The sequence below is a fragment of the Undibacterium sp. GW821-FHT11H02 genome (assembly GCF_058808015.1).
Genome location: NZ_JBXARG010000004.1, coordinates 247021 through 270995 on the forward strand (window position 1 = coordinate 247021; position 23975 = coordinate 270995).

Consider the following 23975-nt stretch of genomic DNA (forward strand, 5'->3'; position numbering starts at 1 on the left):
TATCGCGTGATAGAAACACATAAGCTTGGAGCCTTATTGAGTCTTACTGAGCCTCATTTAGTTTTAAATTAGTAATTGACGGTGGCTCTAATCCCAAACATCTTTGGCGGATTGTAGCTATTGAAGGTGTAACCACCCGCATTGCCTTGTCCCATCCAATTTTTGACGATGTTATTGCTCAGATTAGTACCCCACAATTCCACGTTCCATTTGTCTTCCTGGCCGGCTAATTTCAAAGCTGCGGTCCAATTCGTGTACGCATCTTGGTAATCGCCGATGACAGGATTGTTCAAGTTACGCACTGAAAAATACATACGACTCTGATAGCGCATGCCGAACGAGGGTGTCAATATCCAACCATTGCTTAGTTCAATATCATGAGAATAGTTGATGGCATAGGAATACTTCGGCGCCATCGGTAGCTGATTGCCGACCACATCTCGGATTGCACGACCACGTTTGCTAGGGTCTGAACCTAAATAAAGTGGGGCGCATGGTTCTGCACCAAACTCCTGGCGGTAACCGCACATCCAGTTGTCATCGTAGGTGGGATACGATAAAACCTTGGAGTCGAGAACCGAGGCATAGCCGGAAAGAATACCACCACTCCAGGGTCGTGCTTTGTACTCGATTTCTAAACCTTGAATTCTGGAATTGCCGATGTTTTCGGTTTTCCATGCGGTGACAACATCGCAGGTTGGATTCCAATCTGGGCAAGTCTCATCAGCGCGTAGTTTTCTTTGGCCGACCGCGTTCATGCCAGTGACATGCATGTCGTTATACTTGGTATGGAAATAGACCACACTCAAATCTAACTTGTTGTTGAAGTGGCGACCTTTGTAGCCAATTTCAAAGTTCGTGGTGAGCTCAGGTTGATATTCAAGATAGCTATATTTTTGCTTACTACCATCAGTACAAGTACCACCACCGCAGGTATCGAATTTATCGCCGAATCCGCCCGGGCGATAACCTGTTGCTGCGGAGGCAAACACCATGGTCGCTTTATCGATATCGTATTGCAGGCCGAGGCGATAAGTTGGTTTTTCCCAACTCGCTTTATGGGTATTTACGACAGGCTCAGGAAATACACCGACGCCAGCAAATGGTCCCATGCCTAAAGTCAGATCAGTACCATTGTGCGGCGTGCCAGTGCCTGGTTCTTTGGGCACAAATTTCCCGTTGTAATACCACGGCGTATCGGCGCTCCACAGACCAGCGCTGATGCCGCCGAGGTCCTCGCGACTATCTTTGCTCATACGAAAGCCTGCGGTGGCCGATAACTGATCGGCCAATTTGATATCCGCTTGTGCGAACAGTGCTTTGGAATGTACCTGACGATCAGGCTGCGCATAAAATTGACCTTGAGGCATGCCCCAAGGCGCAGCGACCAGGTTATCTTGTGCAAAGTTGATCGCATTTTTTTCTGACATATTGAAGAAGCCCGCGACGTAGCGCCATTGATCAAAATTTTGCTTGATCTGAATTTCATTGACCAGCGAACGATAATTGGAGTCCAACGTGTAACTGGCCCAATCGAGCGCATGCTGGGCGCCCCAATTGCCCCATGGCTCCATCACACCGACGTCGGATGCAAGGAAAGACTGACCGCCATCATCATCGTGATTCTGAGCGCGTTTTTGTACTGCGTAAGCGACTTTGTATCCTAGCTCAGTTTGTGGTGAGAGTTTCCACACCAGATTACTGCGATAGGTGTCGATGCTCATGTCCAGTTTGCCTGGTACATTGATCTTGGCGTACCACTGACCTTGTGGTCCGCAAGCGAAACGAGTACCGGCGGCCATTTTGCAGTCTTTTAGACCAACATCGCCGGCGCCGGAATTTTGATAATGTTCAAAACCGCCCGTCCATTCCCAATCTTTGTGAATCGCCCAACGTGCTGTCAGTCGCGTCGCCCATTGGTCGGAATTGGAGTAATAGTCCTTCGGGGATAGCACACGATTCAAGCGCTGATCCACATCAGGTTTGCCATCGGGGGTGAAATTGGCGCCACCATGTCCATCGGAAAGTAGCACACCTCTATCACTCAAATCACGTTCTTGTTTGATATAGCCATCACGTTTATCCACCATCACTGCGGCACGTAAAGCAAAGTTATCACTGATGCCAAAATTGTAGACTGAGCGTATTTCCTTACCGTTATAGTTGGCGAGGTTGAGTGAGCTCCAGCCATAGTTGGTTTTGAATTCTGGTTTGGCAGGCAAAATATTCACCACGCCCGCCGTTGAGTTGCGGCCAAATAAAGTCCCTTGTGCGCCGCGCAAAACTTCGACTTGATCCAGATCGAACATCAACGCCAGCGAGCCTTGTGGGCGCGGCGAATAAATGCCATCGATATGAATACCGACGGCCGGATCACCAATTTCCGTAAAGTTGGTGGAGGTTACGCCGCGGATAGAGACCAAAACCCCAGAGTCGCCGTTAGATAAACCAAACTGCACATTAGGAATCGCACCGCTCAAATTCAGTAATTCTTTCACATTGGCGCGTATTAAATCTTCGGCTTTAAGTGCTGTCACGGCCACTGGCGTTTTTAGTAAAGACGTCGCTTGACGCGTGGCACTGACGATGATTTCTGGGATAGTTTCTTTCTTGTTGTCCTCAGTTTTATTCGTGCTATTTTGCGCACTGGCTGTTTCTTGAGCGTCGGCTTGAAAACTGAGTAGGGTGCAAGCACTGGCAATAGCCAAATGCATGATGCTTCGTGAAGTTCTGAGGCGGGGCATTTTTGCTCTCTCGAAAGTTGGGTCGGTCTGTCATAAATATCGAGCCAATTGAATTCCCCAATGCGCCCGATGCGAAGCTCATTGCTGATGAATTTATTCAGTCCACTTGTTGACAATGAGGCTTGTCGTAGTTTTATCTTTGTTGACCTTAGTCGCAATTCAGAAATTTACTCTTGCCCCTAAGTGAATTTACTTAGTGCTTCTTAGTCAGGGCTGTCCCATCTAAATATTCATTGACTCAATCGAGAGAGAAAAGTCAAAACCCCTTGACGCCGAGGCGCTGAGATGCCGAGGCGCGCCGAGAATTGCCAATGTTTGCTCGATTTTCTCTAATTTCTTAGTGGTGAGCTAAAGAGGAAATAAAACTTGGTACCGTCTTTGTCCGCGTCTCAGCGTTGAGGGATTTTGTGAAACAAGGAACGTCATTTGTTTGACGAATGTCGCTTTAATGATAAATTTTTGAGCGGCAATTCAATTTGTGGTGGAGTGGTAAAAAATTACGCAGCTTGGCCGCGTAAAGGTGAATTCAAATTAGCGCAAAGCTGACAAATCAGCTGGTGGTTCATCACCCGCTAGTACGCCCGCGCCGCCAGCGAGGCCTTCACCTTTACGTACCAGATAGTCGGTGTGTTCATATACATTCGGACAGCCGGTTTCGGCGATTAAGGTTTTGACGATCGCGACTTTCCAGGCGTCCACACCCGCTGCTTGGAACTGACAGCTCAAATAACCCGCATCCAGTGCGTGATAATCGACAATCAGACCCGGCAAACGATCTTCTTCTGCATTGATCAGTCTTTGCGGCTTACCCGCTTGTGCTGTAAGTGGCAAGTGCTTGGCGAGTGCAGCTTGGATCCTGCGTTTGAACATAGCGTGATCGACCGCCTCGGCTTCATCAAAACTCCATACCCGGGCGCGGATTTGTGATTTGGGGCTCCAGCCTGCTCTTGCCAAAAACTGCCCTGAAGAAGAACGAACTAAGGCGGTGGCGCCAAACTTCATTTTTTCATGAAACTTACCATCGACGCGTTCTATGGCTGACAAGTAGATCCAGGGATCGCCTGCTAACAGGCTTTTTTCCTTGCCTTGTTTGATGGTGATGATGAGCATGGGTACCTCGGAGAAAAATAGTGGGCGGCATGAAATCGCCATAGAGCTCAAGTATACACGTCGGTTTCAAACTAGCACCTTTTTTGATTCGGAAATCGTGCGCCGGATGAAATAGGAAACTTTTCACTAAGCGTCATTGACCTTAGATGGACATAACTTAACGTGTAGATAAAGCCTCTTTACGCGTAAATATTGTTAGAGAAATTTTTTGTTTGGGTATTTTTCTTGGTTTCTTATGTTTTTTATTGGCACGTATGTTGCTATGTTTTGATTGTGGTCTTACAGAATCACTCAGCTTGACAACGCAATTTTCTGTAAATCGAAACCAGGATAAATGGAGGGCATCAATGTATTCCTTAGAACAGTCGTCACAAAATTTGCATCGTCATCAAGAACTATTCTTATATATATCGGTTTTTCTCACAGGCTTTGAGCGTGTGGAGCTAGAAGGAACGGGTATGACAGATCAGTACTTCAATACGATTTGTCAGGAATCAAGTGCAGAGAATTTGGAAAATTTTTTTGCCGAAGTCGCTGCAATTACACTTCAGGCACAAGGAGGCGAAGAGAAATTACTAGCCTTGATCGCTTCGAATCTGATTCCCAATTCTAGTTATCAGGGACTAGCCAAAAATATTATTTATATGTGGTACACCGGCCAATGGGAACCGACAGTAAATAATCCGAATGCCAATTTGCAGCAAGTACGCAATATCAGCGCCAATGCCTATATTCAGGGGTTGATGTGGCCTGCGGCGCAAACCCATCCGCCGGGGGCAAAGCAACCTGGTTATGGTTCTTGGGCGCATATGCCATTGTAGAAATGAGTTTGGAAGAGTGGGCGATGCGACTTGCTTGCGCCTTGTTCTCGTGACTCTTTAGCCAATCTGAATAAGTGAGTGAATGATGACGCATAACTACGATGTGGTAATTGTTGGCAGCGGCATTGCCGGTGCTGTTCTGGCTAAGACCTTAAGCCAGGCAGGCAAATCGGTATTGATGTTGGAGGCTGGCTTAGAGGCCGGTATGGCATTAGATGCTGAGCTTGCCTACCAAAACTATCAATACTATTTGCAGACGTTTTACAGTAAAGCAAATAAGGCCACTAATGGGCCTTATCCCGATATCAAAGATGCTGAGTCGCCTGATGTCCTAGAAATTCAAGCCAAGACGCCGTATGACACGGGTTATTTAGTACAGATGGGACCTTTGCCTTTTGCCAGTGACTGTCTACGTGGCGCGGGTGGGACGACCTTACATTGGTTAGGCAATGTGCCGCGTATGTTACCCAATGATTTTCGTATGAATACTTTATATGGGCAGGGTGTGGATTGGCCGATTAGCTATGAGGATTTAAAACCTTATTACGACATGGCAGAAAATGAAATTGGTGTCGCCGGTGATGTCGCAGCGCAGCTTGGGCCAGACATGACTCGAGCTAATTATGGTGAGCACTATGTCTTCCCCATGCAGAAAATTCCACAAAGTTTTCAAGACCAAGTGTGGATGAAACATACGCAAAATTTGACGGTCACCTTGGATGGGGTTCCTTACAAACTAAGTTGTATCAGTATGCCACAAGGGCGTAATTCCATACCTAACCCTCAGTATCATTTTGGCGCAGTTCAATGGGATAAAGCGCAACAAAAGCTGGTGTTGCCTTTGACGAAAAGCAAGTATCAGGTAGTCGGTTCGATATGGAGTCCATATACCGGGGAACGCTGTGAAGGGAATGCCAGCTGCGTACCGATTTGCCCTGTACAGGCCAAATATAATGCCTTAAAAACGCTCAAAAAATCGGATATGGCTAAGCTGGAAATTCGTACCCAAGCGGTCGCATCTGAACTGATGCTAGATCCACAGACAAAAGAAATTCGCGGCGTCGTGTACAAGAAATATGCCCATGGTGATGCGCCGCAATATCATACCGAAGTAGTGCAAGGAAAAATCTATGTCCTGGCTGCAAGTGCCTTAGAAAATGCCAAGCTTTTACTGGCTTCAAATGTCGCAAATTCCAGCGATCAGGTGGGGCGTAATTTGATGGATCATCTGGTTTTGCTGACTTGGGGCCTGTTCCCTGAAAAAGTGTTTCCTTACCGTGGTCCCGGTTGCACTACCTATATTCCAACTTTTCGCGATGGTGATTTTCGTAAAGATTTTGCTGCATGGATTTCTCCGCTTGATAACTGGGGTTGGTCATGGCCCACTTTTGCACCTGCGACAGATGTCAGCAATGCCTTGGCGAAAAATATTTTTGGTAAAAAACTGCGTCAACACATCAATGACATCGTGCCGCGTCAAGTCTTACTGCACTTCGAATGTGAACAAACACCGGAGCCCAGTAATCGTATGACGATAGACCCCAAATATAAAGATCAACTGGATAATTACCGACCCGTGATTCACTACGACGCTTCAGCCTACATGCGCAAATCTTTTAAAGCAGCGAAGCAAGTGTCGGATCAGATTTTCGCCGCGAATAAGATCCAAGATTTCACTGAATACAATCCCGATGAGGCTGATTTTGTGACTTGGGAAGGGCGCGGTTATACCTTCCGTGGTGCAGGTCATATCGTCGGTACTCATCGCATGGGAAATGACCCTGCCAGCTCTGTGGTAAAGCCTAGCCAGCAAACCTGGGATCATCCCAATCTCTATCTGGTCGGTTGCGGCAATATGCCAACACTGGGCACCTCCAATCCCACCTTAACGATGACAGCGCTGACCTTCATGGCAGCTGAAAATATCCTAAAACAATTAGCGGAGTGAACAATGACACAGTCTATTCAATTGACTATTGATAATGGTAATGGCCGCCGTCGTCACCAATTATTGCCACCGGATTTGCCTGTCGAACAAGCTGGTTCGATTAAGACGATTGCGTCTTTACGCCAGCATTTACAAACCGCTGTCGAGTTGGAGCATTCAACCATTCCTCCTTATTTGTGCGCGCTGTACTCTATCGACGCGGTAAGCAACGAGTTTGCTTACCGCACTATACAAAGCGTCGTGATGGAAGAGATGCTACATATGCTACTGGCGGCAAACATCTTGAACGCGATAGGCGGCGCACCGGCGATTAATAAGCCGAAGTTTATTCCGGAATATCCTACTTATCTACCACACAGCAATGAGGCTTTCCTTGTCCCACTGCAAAAATTCTCTCCTGATTGCATGAATGTGTTTTTGCAGATAGAACATCCTGCAGCGCATTGCGCACCTCCGGAACCAAATCATTACGCCACAATAGGTCAGTTTTATGCGGCCATTAAACACGCCTTACGCCACTTGAATCATACGACGCCTGGCGGTATTTTCACTGGTGATGCTAATCGTCAAGTAACACCGGATCACTATTATGGTGGTGGCGGGAAATTAGTCGCGGTGCATAATCTCGATGATGCGATTTTGGCGATTAATGAAATTATCGGACAAGGTGAGGGCATGAATGGCTCTATCGTCGATACCGATCATGCCCTATTTGGCGAGCAGATTGAATACGCACATTACTTCAAATATATGGAGGTAATGTATGAACGTCGCTATCTGCCGACAGACAGCGCGCAATCGCCTCCCACTGGTCCTGCGGTGGCGGTGAACTGGAATGCCGTATCCGATATGCAAGAGAATCCTAAGATGGGTGATTACAAAAAAGGCTCGGACCTCTGGCAAAAAACCTATGAATTTAATTATTCCTATATGCAGCTACTCAATCAATTGCATCTGGCATGCAATGGTGAGCCACAAGCCTTGATGCAGGCGATTCCCGTGATGTATGACCTCAAATACAAAGCTTTGGAATTAATGCAGATACCGACCGCCAACGGAAAGATGGCCGGTCCTAGTTTTGAGTATGTTGTGATATAGGGATTTCCCCCTGTTAGAAAAACCTTAAACGGCTTGTGCCGCCAATAAACCACTACGCACAGCTGCTTCCAGCGTTGCGGGGTAAGCACCTGCCGTGTAATCCCCTGCGATCAGTAAACCAGGAAATCTAGTGCGATTCTCTGGCCGATGTAAGTTGGGTGTGCAGGCAAAGGTCGCGCGTTTTTCAGTGATAACTTGGGTCCATTCTGGCATGAATAATTCAGGTATTTGTAATTGTTCAGCGAGTTGTTTTGCTATTGCTTGTGCCAGCGTTGAATGATCATTCTGTATTGCATCGCTTGATGCGCTTACGACGACTGCGAATAGGCCGGCTTGTTCTGGATTGAGATGACCACGATCAAAGACGAATTGTCCCCAATACCCTAGCTGAGGATGATCTGCCAAAGCAAAAAAAGCTCTTTCTAACTTGAGCTCTGGTGCATATTGTAAATAGCAAGTGGTGATTGCTTCGTAACTAAAATCAGGGAAGCTAACCGATTCTGAATCGCTTGCAGCATTATTTCCAACGCCAGCAAGCAGGCGTTGACATTGCGTTGCACTGGTAGCGACGATAATGCTGTCAAATTCCTTATCTGCTTCAGGAAATTCATCTAAAAGCCAGGTCCCATGATTTGTTGGGCGCAGCGTTTTGATATTGAGCCCCGTGAACACTTGTCCCTTGTGTTGTTGCAGGTAATTTGCTGCGGCATCCGGCAGCAAGCGGCTTAAGTCGACACGTGGAATTAACATGTCCGAGGCAGCACGTTTTGCGCCTAAGCTATCACGTAACACATTTAAAAAGACTTGAGCAGATGCGCGTTCTGGAGGTGTATTCAGGGCCGCAATGCAAAGTGGTACCCACATTAAGCGACAAAGACGTTCAGTTTGTTCGTAGCGTTCTAATAGCTCACTGACAGTACAATCGTGATTCAGTTGCCAATCCATCCAGCGGGCGGTCGTTGAGAAACGGGCCAAGGCCATTTTGTCATCACGATTAAGACCTTTTGCATTGATAAGCGCAGTAAGCAAATGTAAGGGTGCTGGCAATTTGGGAGCAATAAATTGCATGCCAGTTTGGCGCGGGTACACCATTTGTAAAGGCAGGCGCAGCAATGCTTGCTTTAGATCGATTTTCAGGAAACGCATCAAATCCAGACATGCTGTATACGCACCGAGCATGATGTGTTGACCATTATCGAGTTGCTGCCCATGGATTTCTACTGCGCGTGCACGCCCACCCAATCGCCGTGCAGCCTCTATCAAAGTAACTTGGTGGCCTTGCTTACAAAGCGTGACAGCCGCGGCGCAGCCTGCCCAGCCTGCACCGATGACGGCGACACGCTTTGTTTTTGTTTGCACGCGAAACTTAACCACGGATATACGTCTTCCACGCTAACCAAAGCTTACGGATAGGCGTGAGTGAAATTCTCTGCTTGAGTACCTGGAATTGATCCTGCTGAATTTCAACTAATAGAGCACGATAAATGGCTGCCATGATTAAGCCTGTGCGTTGCGCACGCCTGTCTTCCTCAGGCAATAAAGCAAACGCTTCATCATATAATTTTTGAGTACGCTCGTACTGAAACTGCATCAGTTTAGTAAATTGTTCGCTATGCTTGGCATTGAGAATGTCGCTAGCGGGAACATTGAATTGTTGCAGCTCATTGACCGGCAGATAGATTCTGCCTTTGCGCGCATCTTCACCGACATCACGAATGATATTCGTCATCTGAAATGCCAATCCCAATTTTTCGGCAAATTGTTTAGTTTGCGGATTTTTGATACCAAAAATACTGGCGGATAAGATTCCCACTACACCGGCCGCGTGCCAGCAATATTTTTGTAATGCGATGAAATCCAGATAGCGGTTCTGGTTCAGATCCATTTCCATGCCATCGATGATTGCGAGTAAATGAGCACCTTCTAGTTGATAAGTGCTCATATGGGGTAGCAGCGCATTCGTCACAGGGTGGCTAGGGTTATTATGCAGCATGGCCTGAACTTCTTTGCGCCACCATGCGAGCTTGCTGCGTGCGACCGCTTCATCGCTGCAATTATCGACCACGTCATCGACTTCACGGCAAAACGCATACAGTGCGGTGATGGCACGGCGTTTTTCCTGAGGTAAAAAAAGGAAGCTGTAATAAAAACTGGAGCCGCTCTGAGCGGCTTTTTCTTGGCAATATTCGTCTGGAGACATGCGAAAGCTGAGCTGATTAGATTCTTGGGCACTTATTTCAAATGGAATAAAGTGGGAATGAGGCGTAATCCTAACCGACAAGCGCAGATCGCACAAACCATTACAAAATTGTCTGGTAGTCTTTTCTTACAATATATAGACAAAAAAATGCCTCGGGCATGTTGTACAATGCGAGCTTATTTTCATGTGTTCGAGTCGGAGACGAGCTCGAAATCTGGCTAAAGCCGCTTTAAAGGTAGAGTGATCTTGATTAAATTGAATAAAAAATTGGCGATTATCGGTTCTGCATTAGTCGTGGCACTGGTAGGTTGTGGTGGCTTTGTGTACACAACGGTCGGTGGTTCTGTGAAAGGCTTAACGACTGATGGAAAAAGTACTTTGGTGTTAATTAATGACGCTAGCTATAGTCAGACCTTAACAGCTGATGGTACTTTTGCTTTTAAGGTGGCAAGTAATGCCGCTTACAATATTTCTGTTTATTCGCAACCCAATCCGGTCAATTGCACGGTGGTAAATGGCTCAGGTAGGATGACCAGTGAGGCACCGAATACCAGTATTGCAGTCAATTGCGTCCCAAACATTCCCTTAAGCGGAAATCTCTCCGGACTTGATAGTTCAAAATCGCTGCAGTTGGCTGTGAACGACATTCAACAAACGGTTATTACAGCAAATGGGGCCTTTGATCTGCAAACTTATATTGTGGATAAAAAGACTTATGACGTGAAAGTGTCGATACCACCAGCATCGCAGGTGTGCACCGTTCTAAATGGTACAGGTACTGCAAACATTAATAACTTGCCAGCAGCAAAGAATATCGCCATTAATTGTGTCGCGGGAATACCTGTTGGCGGTACTTTGGCGGGTTTGAAAGTAGGTACTGCATTGGGCTTAACGAATAACGGCACGGATGTTCGTACCATGCTTGCGGATGGCGTGTTCACCTTCAATTTCAGTTTGTTGGATGGTGCCGCTTATGATGTGCAAGTATCCACACAACCTACGGGTCAAAAATGTACGGTGACGAATGGTAGTGGCAAAGTAAGTGCGGCTGCGCCTGACGCATCGCAAAAAATCTCTGTGGCTTGCGTCGCGACTTAACGTTAAAGCATACGCTAAGTTTAGTTAGCGTTAGAAGAGTTAAAAGCCAGGGTATCCCTGGCTTTTTTATTGAACACTAATTAAGACACTCATAGTTACTTATAGGCACTCAAGCCGACCGGCTTGATTGAAATAAAAGATATCTTCATGTTTGAACCCCCATTGACCACCTTTTAGTCGGACAAAGGGTTCAAAGCTGAAAAAATCAACTTCGGATAAGGCGAGGTGATTATTGGATTGTATAAATTGGCGTAACTCGCGCTGACTTTCCAAGCTGTGCCCCACATTGCTACGAAAATCTAAGTTCACAAAACCGCTCTCGCGAATCCGCACATTAGTCCATTGAAAGAGCTGATGAAAACTGACTTCAGGTCTTAGCCATCGCATCATTTCTTCATGTAACTGTGCCAGAAAACGCAGGCCATTACGATACTCTAAAGTCTTGGGTTGTTCTACATAAGAGCCGAATTCAAATGCGAAGGTTCGCGAATAATCACCCCATACGTCATTTTTTGCAGGGCTAAGATCAATGCTGATCAGGTTTTTCCCGCCCAATTTTTCTTCGCTGGCTTGATATTGTTTTCCTGAGATAGAAAGGCAACTGCGACTTCCCGCCAAAACCAATGCCGGGCAGTCGTAATACCAAGTATCAGGGTAGCCAGATTGGCACAATAAGTCATGCGCTTTCTGCGCGATACTTTGTTCGCTATCATCAATGCTTAATAAAGCAGGCAGGCGCGCCATTGCTGATTTTGCAGCATCCTGTACCTGACGATAGTGCTTGATCTGCTCTAGGCTGGGCATAATTCAATCTTAGTATGACTTCTTTGCCATTTTACACTCAGACCCGTCGAGTGGGAATTTACATTTTCAAAGCTTTCCACAAGAGTAGAGGTGCGTCAGTTTTTAAAATTCGTGGTCGCTGATGAAATATGTCTCCCTTTACTCGTTCTATTTTTTCTAGTATGCGGAGACCACCTTGCACTACTAAGCGCAATTCAAAGCCGAATCGACCAGGTACTCGTCTGCAGAGCTGGCTGCCATCGAGCATCATTTGGCGCGTACGTTGAATCTGAAATTGCATTAGCTCTTGCCATGCATTTGAATTGAGCTTTTGTATGCCGAGGTCTATCTCAACCTCACTTATGCCGAAGTGCAATAGGTCTTCTTGCGGAATATAAACACGCTGTTTTTGCCAGTCGATAGCGATATCTTGCCAAAAGTTAATCAACTGCAGAGCACTACAAATTTGATCCGAGCAGCGCAAGTTTTCTTCGGTATCAGCATGAAATAGTCTTAACATAATACGACCTACCGGGTTGGCCGAGTGCTGGCAATAGGCAAGCAGGCTAACAAAATCTACGTAGCGTTTGGTATGAATATCCTGTTTGAATGCCGTCAGCAAGTCGAGCAAGGCGGGAACAGGGAGATGGTGAAGTCGAATAATTTCGCCTAAGTCTTGAAAAAGAGTTTGGTCGCTGCGACCACCGGCAGCAATCAAATGCAATTGATCTTCGTAGTTTTGTAAATCCGAAAGGCGTTGTTCGTCGCTGGCGTCACCTTCATCAGCTATGTCGTCGGCACTCCTGGCAAAAGCATAAATTGTGCGCACCGCAGGGCGCAAATGGGAGGGAATCAGCCAGGAGGCAACCGGAAAGTTTTCGTAATGATTGATTGTCATAATGGCATTTGAAAATAAATGACTCGAAAGTCATTGGCTTTTAAAAGATTCATCATTATAATTACTTACCCGTGAGTCAGTAATTTAATTGCGCTTCGTTTTTTAATCTGAGATAGACTTTTTATAATGCGGAAAAAGATATTTGAAGCCAATTATCGATGCCAGCTTTGCTTTGTGTTCTTATCATGTTGAGCTCCTTGGCCTATTTTTTGCCTATTTTGCACAAATCGCTGATAAAAGCTGCACTCCCGCGTAGATTGTAAATGGTATAGAAGACTGAATATTTAGTTCGACTGTCAGTTGATTGTTGTCGGTGATCATCCGCCTGAAATCGATCAAGCGAGTTTCGAACACAGCTTAAAAATTTCCCCGAGTGCAGCGCATAGGCGTTGCGCCATATGCATAGTGACGGAATAGTAAAGGAAAAACCCGTGTCAAATTCTCCATTGATCCCCACCTCTGTCTTGAAAACATCAAGTCAATCTCGTTCGCTACTCACACTTTTGTCCGTGTTAGGTATGGTAACTATGTTGAGCCTAAGCGCTTGCAGTAAAAAAGTCGAAAAGACCGAAGATATTCGGCCAGTCCGAGCTTTGCAAGCTGTGATGGAAGGGAGTGAAATTGCTACCGAATTTTCCGGTGAAGTACGTCCGCGTATAGAGTCTCGTTTAGGATTCCGGGTTCCAGGCAAAATTGTGGCGCGTAAAGTGGATGTCGGTACAATCGTGAAACGAGGCCAGGTTTTGATGCAGCTAGATCCACAAGATTTGCTGCTAGGACAGGCGCAAGCTAAGGCTGGATTAAGTGCAGCCGAAAGTAACCGCGATCTGGCAAAAGCAGAATTAAAACGCTACCAAGAATTACGTGAAAAGAATTTTGTCGCGCAAGCGGTATTAGATGCAAAAGAAACGGCGTTCAGAGCGGCGCAGGCGAGCTATGATCAGGCAAAAGCAGGATTGTCGAATCAGTCGAATCAAGCCTCATATGCTAGTTTGGTGGCCGACGTTGATGGCGTTGTGACAGGTATTGATGCCGAGGTTGGACAAGTGGTCGCGGCAGGTTCGCCAGTCGTTCGTGTCGCAAAAACAGGTGAGCTTGATGTAGTGGTTGGCATCCCAGAAGATAAAATTAATAGCATACGCAATATGTCTGACGTTAAAGTACGTATGTGGGCAAATCAAGGTGAAGTGATTGCTGCCAAGTTGCGCGAATTATCGCCGATTGCAGACCCGGTAACGCGTACTTTTACCGCCAAAGTGGCTTTGTCTCCTACGGTAAAAGATGTGCGCTTGGGCATGACGGCGATGGTGTCGTTTGGGATGAAAAATCCACATGCGATGGTGCGTTTGCCTTTAACTGCTTTGTTGCAAGAAAAAAATGTCAATTCCGTCTGGGTGGTTGAGTCTGGTGCGGTGAAATTAGTGCCTGTGCAATTGGGCGGTACGATTGGTGAAGATGTGTTGATTGCCAGCGGTGTTAGTTCTGGGCAGATGGTCGTTACTGCGGGTGTGAATTTGCTCAAAAACGGTCAAAAAGTCAAAATTTTGGGCGTTGAAGCAGCAAGTGATGCTAGCAACCCAGCGGTCATGGCAGCGAATGCAAGTGGAGTTGCTAAATGAGTCAAGTCAATCAGCAATCTCCAGGCGATAAGCCTGAGCACAAATCTGAGGGATTTAATCTATCCCGTTGGGCACTTGAACATATTCCTTTAACCCGCTATTTAATGGTTGCATTGTTACTGGGCGGAATTTTTAGTTTCGGACGTTTGGGGCAAGACGAAGATCCACCGTTTACGTTTAGAGCAATGGTGGTGCGTGCCGTGTGGCCTGGGGCTACCGCTTTGCAAATGGCAGATCAGGTGACCGATAAGTTAGAGAAGAAATTACAAGAAGCACCATATGTCGACAAAATTCGCAGTTACTCCAAACCTGGCGAAACATTGATTATTTTGCAGTTGCGTGAGTCAACGCCACCTAAAGAGACTGCTCAAACCTGGTATCAGGTGCGTAAGAAAATTGGAGATATCAAAGGTACCTTGCCGGCGGGTGTAGTCGGTCCCTTCTTTAATGATGAATTTGGTGATACTTACGGTTCAATTTTTGCGATTTCTGCCGATGGCTTTACCTACGAAGAAATGCGTGAGTACGCGGATTTCGTGCGCCAGCAATTTTTGCGTATTCCTAAAGTCGCCAAAGTCGAAATGTTCGGCGTACAAGAAGAGAAAATTAATATCGAATTTTCTCAGAAAAAGTTTTCGCAATTAGGTGTGCCATTTGAAACCGTGGTTGCGCAAATTAATTCACAAAATTCTATAGAAGGTACGGGTGTACTAACGACATCGGCGAGTAATTTGCAAGTCCGTATCTCGGGTGCTTTGCTGACCGTCAAAGATCTTGAGAATCTGCAATTGCGTGCCAATGGAACTACCTTCCGTTTAGGAGATTTTGCGGTTATTAAGCGCGAGTACAAAAATCCACCTGTCGATAAAATGCGATTCAATGGCAAGGAAGTGATTGGTCTCGGTATCTCTATGGAGAAGGGCGGCAATATTATCGAGCTTGGTAAGCATTTGCAAACTGAAGTTGCCACGATCAAGTCGCAACTACCGGTCGGCATACAATTAGATCGTGTTTCTGATCAACCTAAAATTGTTGCGTCCTCAGTTGGCGAATTCGTTAATACTTTGATCGAAGCAGTGGTGATCGTTCTTGCTGTCAGCTTCTTGTCTTTGGGTTTGCATACCAAGCCCTGGCGGCTCGATATTTGGCCCGGTTTAGTCGTCGGTTTGACGATACCGCTGGTGTTAGCGGTAACCTTCTTGTTTATGCGTATGTTGAACATCGATCTGCATAAGATATCGCTAGGTGCCTTGATTATTGCACTGGGCTTGTTGGTCGATGATGCCATTATTGCCGTCGAAATGATGGTGAGAAAAATGGAGGAAGGGTTCTCGCGTTTTGATGCCGCGACCTTTGCCTACACATCGACAGCCATGCCTATGCTCACCGGTACCTTAATTACGGCTGCGGGCTTTTTACCTATCGGTTTGGCGGAGTCAGCGGCGGGTGAGTACACCTTTTCGATGTTCTCGGTCAATGCTTTGGCTTTGTTGATTTCTTGGTTGGCCGCCGTATTATTTACGCCTTACCTTGGCTATCTTTTGTTGAAAGTGAAACCGCATGCTGGTGCGGATGGTCATCATGAATTATTTGATACACCGTTTTATACCCGTTTCCGTGCGCTGGTGAATTGGTGTGTGACTTGGCGCAAGACGACGATTGTGATTACCCTGGCAGTTTTTGGACTTGGTGTATTTGGCTTTAAATTTATTGAGCAACAGTTCTTTCCAGATTCTAGCCGTCCAGAATTAATGGTGGAATTGTGGTTGCCTGAGGGGTCTTCCTTTGCAGCGACAGAGGCCCAAGCGAAGAAGTTTGAAGCCTTTATTCAAAAGCAGCAGGGCGTGGAAAGTGTGACTAGTTATGTCGGTACAGGTAGTCCACGTTTTTATTTACCATTGGATCAGATTTTTCCACAAACGAATGTGACACAAATTGTTGTGTTGCCAAAAGATTTGAAAGCGCGCGAAACTTTGCGCCTGAAAATCACGCAGGCTTTTAAGGAAGATTTCCCTGAAGTTCGTGGTCGCGTTAAACTTTTGCCAAATGGTCCACCAGTGCCGTATCCGGTTCAGTTCCGTGTTACAGGTTTGGAAGTGGACAAGGTCCGTGAAGTTGCGGATCGCGTCAAAGCGGTGATGCGTGCCAATCCAAATGCGATCGGTGTTAACGATAACTGGAACGAGTCAGTAAAAGTCGTACGCATCGATATGGATCAAGATAAGTTGCGTGCGCTGGGAATTACATCTCAAACTGTGATGCGTGCAGCAAACACGATCTTGACAGGCACCACCGTTGGGCAGTTTAGAGAGTCAAATAAGTTGATCGATATTGTTGTCCGTCAGCCAGTTGATGAACGATCCACAGTACAGGCTTTGAGTAATGCAAACATTCCTACTGTAGGCGGCAAAACAGTACCCTTATCGCAAGTGGCACGCATAGGCTTGGCTTGGGAGCCAGGTGTGGTGTGGCGTGAAGGGCGTGAATGGGCGGTGACTGTGCAATCTGATGTTGCGGACGGCATACAGGGACCAACCGTGTCTTCGCAAATTAATCCTAAATTAGATGCGATCAGAGCGAGCTTGTTGCCAGGCTATAAAATTGAATTGGCAGGTGCTGCAGCAGATAGTGGTAAAGCGCAAGAATCGATTGCCGCAAATGTGCCTTTGGTGATTTTTATTATCTTCACTTTACTGATGTTGCAACTACATAGCTTCTCACGTGCAGTATTGGTGTTCTTGACCGGTCCTTTAGGCGTAGCCGGTGCAGCAATGGCTTTACTACTTTTGCAAAGACCATTTGGTTTCGTGGCGCAATTAGGGGTAATTGCCTTGTTCGGCATGATTATTCGCAATTCCGTCATTTTGATTGATCAGATTGAGCAAGACCGAGAAGCGGGTGTGCCAGCTTGGGATGCAATTGTTGAGGCTGCGGTTCGCCGTTTCCGTCCGATTATTCTGACAGCTGCCGCAGCGGTATTGGCGATGATACCTTTGTCACGGTCTGTCTTTTGGGGGCCTATGGCAGTGGCGATTATGGGCGGATTGATTATTGCAACTGCATTAACTTTGTTGTTCTTGCCAGCCTTGTATGCGGCTTGGTTCCGAATTAAGAAGGTTTAAATAGTAGTTTGAAAGAGCGCTTAGGTTGGCTGGAAAAATCATTCGTGTGCCTTGCTTTAGGTAATGTGGAAAGAGCGTTTTATCGCGTGTAATTGACAGGCTTTGATAAAAAAATCGTCGTCAAAGTTGGTAAAAATAAGTGCTTTAAGCGTTCTTTCTAATTCGATTACAAAAAAGACGAGACAAGCAGTAAGAAAATCCAGTAGAATAGTCGGCTGAAGTTGAAATGCCACAATGCTAGTTATGGGCGACAATGCAATTTAAGTCGCCCTTTGCTTTTGTTGGAAGGCATGCTCATCCCGCGAGGATGGCGAAATTGGTAGACGCACCAGGTTTAGGTCCTGACGCCAGCAATGGTGTGGGGGTTCGAGTCCCCCTCCTCGCACCACAGACTCTTTATATTTGGACGATTTTCATGGCAACTGCAGTCGAAACTTTAGAAAAATTAGAACGTCGTATTACGCTCACATTCCCGATTTCAGAAATGCAACCGGAAATTGAGAAGCGTTTAAAAGTACGTGCTCGTTCAGCAAAGGCGCCTGGCTTCCGTCCAGGAAAAGTGCCGATGAAAATGGTCGCGGCTCAATATGGCTATCAAGTTGAAAATGAGGTGCTCAACGAGAAGGTGGGCATCGCTTTCAGCGAAGCAGTTAAAGAAAATAACTTGCGAGTTGCTGGCTATCCACGTATTGAACCTAAGAAAAGCTATTCTGAAAACTACTTTACTTTTGATGCCACTTTTGAAGTGTATCCAGAAGTTGTTGTAGGTGATTTGTCTGGTGTTGAAGTGACTCAGGTTAAAACTGATGTAACTGTTGCCGAGATCGACAAGACAATCGATATTTTGCGCAAGCAACGCGTGCATTTCCACGTTAAAGGTGAGCAAAGTGCGCACGGCGATGGCGGTGCGGATCAGTCTGCACAAAATGGCGACCGCGCTACGGTTGATTTCGTTGGTACGATAGACGGCGTTGAATTTGCTGGCGGTAAAGCAGAAGCGTTTGCTTTCGTCTTAGGTGAAGGGCGCATGTTGCCAGAATTTGAAGCGGCAACTTTGGGCTTGAAAGTAGGCGATTCTAAAGTGTTCCCACTAGCTTTCCCTGAAGATTACCATAGCAAAGATGTGGCTGGTAAAACTGCCGAGTTCACGGTTACTCTGACAAAATTGGAGTGGGCACATTTGCCTGAGGTTGATGCTGAATTCGCAAAAATGTTGGGCGTAGAAGATGGCGACCTGGCAAAAATGCGTAACGACATCAAGGATAATCTTGAGCGCGAAGTTAAAGGCCGCGTTAAAGCAAAGACCAAAGACAGCGTCATGGATGCTTTAGTCAAAGCAGTGGAATTTGATGCTCCAGTAGTGTTGATTGAGCAAGATGCAGAGCGTTTAGCTGAAATGACACGTCAAGATATGGCACAGCGTGGTATGAACGTGCAAGGTGTGCCGTTTCCAACTGAATTGTTTACAGCACAAGCAGAACGTCGCGTACGTTTGGGTTTGATTTTGGCTGAATTGGTGAAAGCGAATCAGTTGCAAGCAACAGCAGATCAAATCAAAGCACAGGTAGAAGATTTTGCTCAAAGCTACGAAGATCCGCAGCAAGTAGTGAAGTACTACTATAGTGATCGTAATCGTTTAGCTGAAGTCGAAGCCCTTGTATTAGAAGAAAACGTCGTTAACTATGTGTTGGGTAAGGCAAAAGTGAGTGATTCAGTTTTGCCGTTTGACGAATTGATGGGTAATAACCCAGCACAATAAGATAGGATAATTCATGACAGGCATCATTCATAACTCTGGTTTAGAAACAAATATGCTTGGCATGGTGCCAATGGTGGTTGAGCAAAGTGGGCGAGGAGAACGTGCTTACGACATCTATTCCCGCTTGCTCAAAGAGCGTGTGATTTTTCTGGTTGGTCCGGTTAATGATCAGGCTGCAAACTTGATCGTCGCCCAGTTGTTGTTTTTAGAGAGTGAAAATCCAGATAAGGACATTTCACTTTATATTAATTCTCCTGGGGGCTCGGTATCTGCGGGTATGGCAATATTTGATACGATGCAGTTTATCAAGCCTGATGTGTCGACACTATGCACAGGATTAGCAGCTTCTATGGGGGCTTTCCTGTTAGCGGCCGGTGCAAAAGGTAAGCGATTTTCTTTGCCAAACTCTCGCATCATGATTCATCAACCATTAGGCGGTGCACAAGGTCAGGCATCTGATATTGAAATTCAAGCACGTGAGATTTTGTATTTGCGTGAACGTTTGAACGGTATTTTGGCTGAAAAAACGGGCCAAAGCATTGAGCAAATTGCGAAAGATACCGATCGCGATAATTTTATGTCGGCGGATACAGCCGCTGAATATGGTTTGATCGATAAAGTACTAACGCATCGTATTTAAGAATTTCCTGCGTAGAAATGAATAAGAAACGCCCGCGACCTTCAGGTGCGGGCGTTTTTGTTTATCTAAGCTCATTTGTCAAGCTTGGTAATTGAGTTTTGTATCTGTAAAATTATTTGCTTTGCCTAGTTTATGCGATTTTTGCAGTAATATAACGGGCATCGCCTACTTCGTTAAAATTAATAAAAAGCATTATGTCAGATAAAAAAAGCACTGCTGGTGAAAAATTACTTTACTGCTCATTCTGCGGTAAGAGTCAACATGAAGTGAAGAAACTGATCGCTGGGCCATCGGTCTTCATATGTGATGAATGTATTGATTTATGTAACGATATTATTCGTGATGAAATCAATGCGCTGGAGCCGATTAGCTCCGCGAAAAGCGATTTGCCAACTCCCGTTGAAATTACAGAATTGTTGGATCAATACGTGATCGGGCAAGAGAAAGCAAAGCGCATTTTGGCCGTCGCAGTCTACAACCACTATAAACGTCTAAAACATTTGGGTAAGAAGGATGATGTTGAACTCGCTAAGAGTAACATCTTGTTGGTTGGTCCTACGGGCTCCGGTAAAACCTTGTTGGCCCAAACGCTGGCACGTATGTTGAATGTGCCATTTGTGATTGCGGATGCGACGACTTTGACCGAGGCTGGTTACGTCGGTGAAGATGTGGAAAATATCATTCAAAAGTTACTGCAAAATTGCAACTACGAAGTAGAGCGAGCCCAAAAAGGTATCGTCTATATCGATGAAATAGACAAGATTTCACGTAAAGCAGAAAACCCTTCCATTACCCGAGATGTGTCGGGCGAGGGTGTGCAGCAAGCTTTGTTGAAATTGATTGAAGGAACGATGGCATCGGTGCCACCACAAGGGGGGCGTAAGCATCCTAATCAAGATTTCATTCAAATCGATACGACCAATATTATGTTTATTTGCGGTGGTGCGTTTGATGGTTTGGCGAAGATTATTTCTGATCGCTCGGAGAAGAGTGGTATCGGTTTTGCGGCCAGTGTGAAAAGCGAAAGTCAAAAAAGTGCTAGCCAGGTTATTCTTGATGCGGAGCCACAGGACTTGATTAAGTTCGGGATCATTCCCGAATTAGTTGGTCGTTTGCCAGTGATTGCGACCCTGATGGAGTTGGATGAGGCTGCTTTGATTCAGATTTTGGTTGAACCAAAAAATGCCTTAATTAAACAGTACGCAAAACTGCTGGAGATGGAGGGTTGCGAGCTCGAGATTCGTCCTTCGGCGTTGCAGGCCATTGCTAAGAAAGCGATCGCCCGTAAAACTGGCGCGCGTGGTTTACGTTCCATACTAGAACACGCTTTGCTCGATATCATGTTCGAATTACCGAGCGAGAAAAATGTCAGCAAAGTGGTTATTGATGAAAATACCATCAATAATGGCGCAAAACCATTGTTGATTTACAACGAACAAGCTAAAGTTGCAGGTGCGTAATATTTCCATTATTTCAAACTCAGTTGCAATTCAGTCGTTTTATTGAAAATTTCCGCAATCTTTTTGCGAATCAGCTTTTTTTGCCTGTGATTCGCAAAAATAAACGGTACAATTTATCGAAACAATAGAGATTTTTAGCTTCAATCGAAAAGCTACCCGGAGACTTCTCTGTGTGGCTTTTTTTATTGTTTTTTTCGGATGACGGGCTTGAGTTTTAGCCTAGTGCGCCAATCTAGTTACTGTAATTTTTTAAAAGGTGCGCCATGACAACTTCCACAATTACTGAACGTACAGAATTACCCTTATTGCCATTGCGCGATGTCGTGGTATTCCCTCACATGGTGATCCCATTGTTTGTTGGTCGTCCAAAATCGATCAAGGCTTTGGAAGCCGCGATGGAGCAGGGCAAGAGTATTATGCTGGCGGCACAAAAAGCCGCAGCAAAAGATGAGCCATCAGCTGAAGATATTTATGAAATTGGCTGTATTGCGAATATCTTGCAGATGTTGAAACTGCCAGACGGTACCGTTAAGGTATTGGTCGAAGGTACGCAACGTGCGCGTATTCATCATATTACTGATTCCGAATCGCATTTTATCGCCGACTTGACACCAGTTGCTTTGGACGCTGGAGACGATTCTGAAGTCGAAGCTATGCGTCGTGCGATCGTGCAGCAATTCGACCAATATGTAAAACTGAATAAAAAAATCCCACCAGAAATCTTGGCCTCTTTATCTGGCATAGATGATGCTGGTCGTCTGGCCGATACTATCGCTGCGCACCTGCCTTTAAAGCTGGAGCAAAAACAAGTTATTCTGGAAATTTTTAGTGTTGCTAAGCGCCTCGAACATTTACTTGGCCAGCTAGAAGGTGAGTTGGACATACTTCAAGTTGAGAAGCGTATCCGCGGTCGGGTTAAGCGCCAGATGGAAAAATCGCAACGTGAGTACTATTTGAATGAGCAGGTCAAAGCGATTCAAAAAGAGCTCGGTGAAGGCGAAGAGGGCGCGGATATTGATGAACTCGAGAAGAAGATAACGGCTGCGAAAATGCCGAAAGAAGCGCGCGATAAGGCAATGAATGAGTTGAAAAAACTCAAGATGATGTCGCCTATGTCGGCTGAGGCAACTGTAGTACGTAATTACATCGATACTATCGTTAATTTACCTTGGAAGAAAAAATCCAAAGTGAATAATGATTTGAGCAATGCGGAAAAAGTATTGAGCGACGATCACTACGGTTTAGATAAGGTGAAAGAGCGTATTCTAGAATATCTCGCGGTTCAACAACGTGTCGATAAATTGAAAGCACCAATTTTGTGTCTGGTTGGCCCTCCTGGTGTTGGTAAAACTTCACTTGGACAATCGATTGCGCGTGCCACGAACCGTAAGTTTGTTCGTATGGCCTTGGGTGGCGTTCGTGATGAAGCCGAGATCCGTGGTCATCGTCGTACTTATATTGGTTCTATGCCTGGGAAAATTTTGCAGAGTCTGTCAAAAGCAGGCGTGCGCAATCCTTTATTCTTGCTCGACGAAGTGGATAAGATGGGAGCCGATTTCCGTGGCGATCCATCTTCAGCTTTGTTGGAGGTTTTGGATCCGGAACAAAATCATACCTTTTCAGATCATTACATTGAGGTTGATTTTGATTTGTCCGACGTTATGTTTGTGGCGACCTCGAATTCTTATAACATTCCACCGGCCTTGTTAGATCGGATGGAAGTGATACGTTTATCGGGTTACACGGAAGATGAAAAAGCGAGTATCGCATTGCGTTATTTGTTACCTAAGCAAGTCAAGAATAATGGTTTGAAAGAAGAAGAAATTTCAGTTTCAGAATCTGCGATTCGCGATATTATTCGTTACTATACGCGTGAAGCTGGGGTGCGTTCATTGGAACGTGAAATCTCTAAAATCTGCCGCAAAGTTGTGAAGATGTTGTTGTTGAAAAAGACCGAAAAGAAAGCCACGATCACGTCGAAAAATCTAGATAAATTTTTGGGTGTGCGTCGTTTTGATTTTGGTGTAGCGACCAAAGAAAATCAGGTCGGTCAAGTCGTTGGTTTAGCATGGACGGAAGTCGGCGGTGATTTGTTGACCATTGAGGCGGTGTCTATGCCGGGTAAGGGAGCAACGATACGCACTGGTACACTAGGCGATGTAATGAAGGAGTCGATTGAGGCAGCTCGTACCGTGGTTCGTAGCCGAGCTGCGCGTTTAGGTATTAAGGCCGATGTATTTGAAAAAACCGATGTGCATATTCACGTGCCTGAAGGTGCAACACCGAAAGATGGTCCATCCGCGGGGATTGCGATGACCACGGCAATGGTATCGATCTTTACTGGTATTCCAGTACGTGCAGATGTGGCGATGACAGGTGAGATTACACTTCGCGGTGAAGTTCTGCCAATTGGTGGTTTGAAAGAGAAGCTGTTGGCGGCACATCGCGGTGGAATTAAAACTGTGTTGATCCCAGAGGAGAATGCGAAAGATCTGACGGAAATTCCTGATAACGTCAAAAACAAGCTGGAGATTATTCCAGTGCGTTGGATTGATAAAGTCTTGGAAATTGCGTTGGAGCGTCAGCCTGTTCCTCTAACGGAGGAGGAGATGGCTGTGCCTACGGTCGCAAAAGCTGACGCGAGCGCAGATACTTCCACGATTAAGCATTGATTA

At 45.8% G+C, this 23975-nt stretch carries 16 protein-coding genes and 1 tRNA gene; 11 read left to right on the forward strand and 6 right to left on the reverse strand.

Translation table 11 applies throughout. From position 1 onward, the window contains the following. Positions 1-68: 68 nt before the first annotated feature. Entirely contained in the window at positions 69-2744 is a 2676-nt protein-coding gene (locus AC1RR2_RS06345) for a TonB-dependent receptor (protein WP_493221455.1), read from the reverse strand. 531 nt (positions 2745-3275) lie between these two features. Beyond that, on the reverse strand, positions 3276-3854 hold the full coding sequence (locus tag AC1RR2_RS06350) for a class I SAM-dependent rRNA methyltransferase (RefSeq protein WP_493221456.1): 579 nt from the start codon (positions 3852-3854) through the stop codon (positions 3276-3278). 347 nt (positions 3855-4201) lie between these two features. On the opposite strand from AC1RR2_RS06350, the gene AC1RR2_RS06355 reads away from it, so the two are divergent. From AC1RR2_RS06355 to AC1RR2_RS06365, 3 genes are all read left to right on the forward strand, one after another. Further along, entirely contained in the window at positions 4202-4675 is a 474-nt protein-coding gene (locus AC1RR2_RS06355; RefSeq protein ID WP_493221457.1) for a hypothetical protein, read from the forward strand. Between the two features lie 85 nt (positions 4676-4760). Beyond that, a complete protein-coding gene (locus tag AC1RR2_RS06360) occupies positions 4761-6623 on the forward strand; it encodes a GMC family oxidoreductase (RefSeq protein ID WP_493221458.1) in 1863 nt (620 codons plus the stop codon). A gap of 3 nt (positions 6624-6626) precedes the next feature. Further along, positions 6627-7721: a ferritin-like domain-containing protein gene (locus AC1RR2_RS06365; RefSeq protein WP_493221459.1), complete on the forward strand. Its 1095-nt coding sequence runs from the start codon at positions 6627-6629 to the stop codon at positions 7719-7721. A 24-nt stretch (positions 7722-7745) separates the two neighbouring features. Here AC1RR2_RS06365 and hpnE read toward each other — a convergent pair whose 3' ends face one another. Both hpnE and hpnD read right to left on the reverse strand, forming a co-directional pair. Then, positions 7746-9080 (reverse strand): hydroxysqualene dehydroxylase HpnE, encoded by a 1335-nt coding sequence (gene hpnE, locus AC1RR2_RS06370; protein ID WP_493221460.1) that lies wholly within the window; start codon positions 9078-9080, stop codon positions 7746-7748. 7 nt (positions 9081-9087) lie between these two features. Next, complete coding sequence (gene hpnD / locus AC1RR2_RS06375; protein ID WP_493221461.1) at positions 9088-9921, reverse strand: presqualene diphosphate synthase HpnD; 834 nt, start codon at positions 9919-9921, stop codon at positions 9088-9090. Between the two features lie 246 nt (positions 9922-10167). On the opposite strand from hpnD, the gene AC1RR2_RS06380 reads away from it, so the two are divergent. Next, positions 10168-11019, forward strand: a complete 852-nt coding sequence (locus AC1RR2_RS06380; protein WP_493221462.1) for a hypothetical protein — start codon at positions 10168-10170, stop codon at positions 11017-11019. A gap of 99 nt (positions 11020-11118) precedes the next feature. Here the strand turns inward: AC1RR2_RS06380 and AC1RR2_RS06385 are convergent, their stop codons facing one another. Beyond that, on the reverse strand, positions 11119-11823 hold the full coding sequence (locus tag AC1RR2_RS06385; protein ID WP_493221463.1) for a M24 family metallopeptidase: 705 nt from the start codon (positions 11821-11823) through the stop codon (positions 11119-11121). Between the two features lie 58 nt (positions 11824-11881). Next, the gene (gene hpnC / locus AC1RR2_RS06390; RefSeq protein WP_493221464.1) at positions 11882-12700 is read right to left on the reverse strand and encodes a squalene synthase HpnC; all 819 of its coding nucleotides are present in this window, start codon (positions 12698-12700) and stop codon (positions 11882-11884) included. A 431-nt stretch (positions 12701-13131) separates the two neighbouring features. Here hpnC and AC1RR2_RS06395 point away from each other — a divergent pair, with 431 nt between their 5' ends. From AC1RR2_RS06395 to lon, 7 genes are all read left to right on the forward strand, one after another. After that, positions 13132-14319, forward strand: a complete 1188-nt coding sequence (locus AC1RR2_RS06395; protein ID WP_493221465.1) for an efflux RND transporter periplasmic adaptor subunit — start codon at positions 13132-13134, stop codon at positions 14317-14319. Then, entirely contained in the window at positions 14316-17441 is a 3126-nt protein-coding gene (locus AC1RR2_RS06400) for an efflux RND transporter permease subunit (RefSeq protein ID WP_493221466.1), read from the forward strand. Before AC1RR2_RS06395 ends, AC1RR2_RS06400 begins: the two co-directional genes overlap by 4 nt. Before the next feature lie 301 nt (positions 17442-17742). Further along, a tRNA-Leu gene (locus AC1RR2_RS06405) sits at positions 17743-17829 on the forward strand. Between the two features lie 27 nt (positions 17830-17856). Further along, the gene (tig, locus tag AC1RR2_RS06410) at positions 17857-19200 is read left to right on the forward strand and encodes a trigger factor (RefSeq protein ID WP_493221467.1); all 1344 of its coding nucleotides are present in this window, start codon (positions 17857-17859) and stop codon (positions 19198-19200) included. A gap of 13 nt (positions 19201-19213) precedes the next feature. Continuing rightward, positions 19214-19840: an ATP-dependent Clp endopeptidase proteolytic subunit ClpP gene (clpP, locus tag AC1RR2_RS06415; protein WP_493221468.1), complete on the forward strand. Its 627-nt coding sequence runs from the start codon at positions 19214-19216 to the stop codon at positions 19838-19840. Between the two features lie 194 nt (positions 19841-20034). Then, positions 20035-21300 (forward strand): ATP-dependent Clp protease ATP-binding subunit ClpX, encoded by a 1266-nt coding sequence (clpX, locus tag AC1RR2_RS06420; RefSeq protein ID WP_493221469.1) that lies wholly within the window; start codon positions 20035-20037, stop codon positions 21298-21300. Between the two features lie 263 nt (positions 21301-21563). Further along, the gene (lon, locus tag AC1RR2_RS06425) at positions 21564-23972 is read left to right on the forward strand and encodes an endopeptidase La (RefSeq protein WP_493221470.1); all 2409 of its coding nucleotides are present in this window, start codon (positions 21564-21566) and stop codon (positions 23970-23972) included. Positions 23973-23975: the final 3 nt, after the last annotated feature.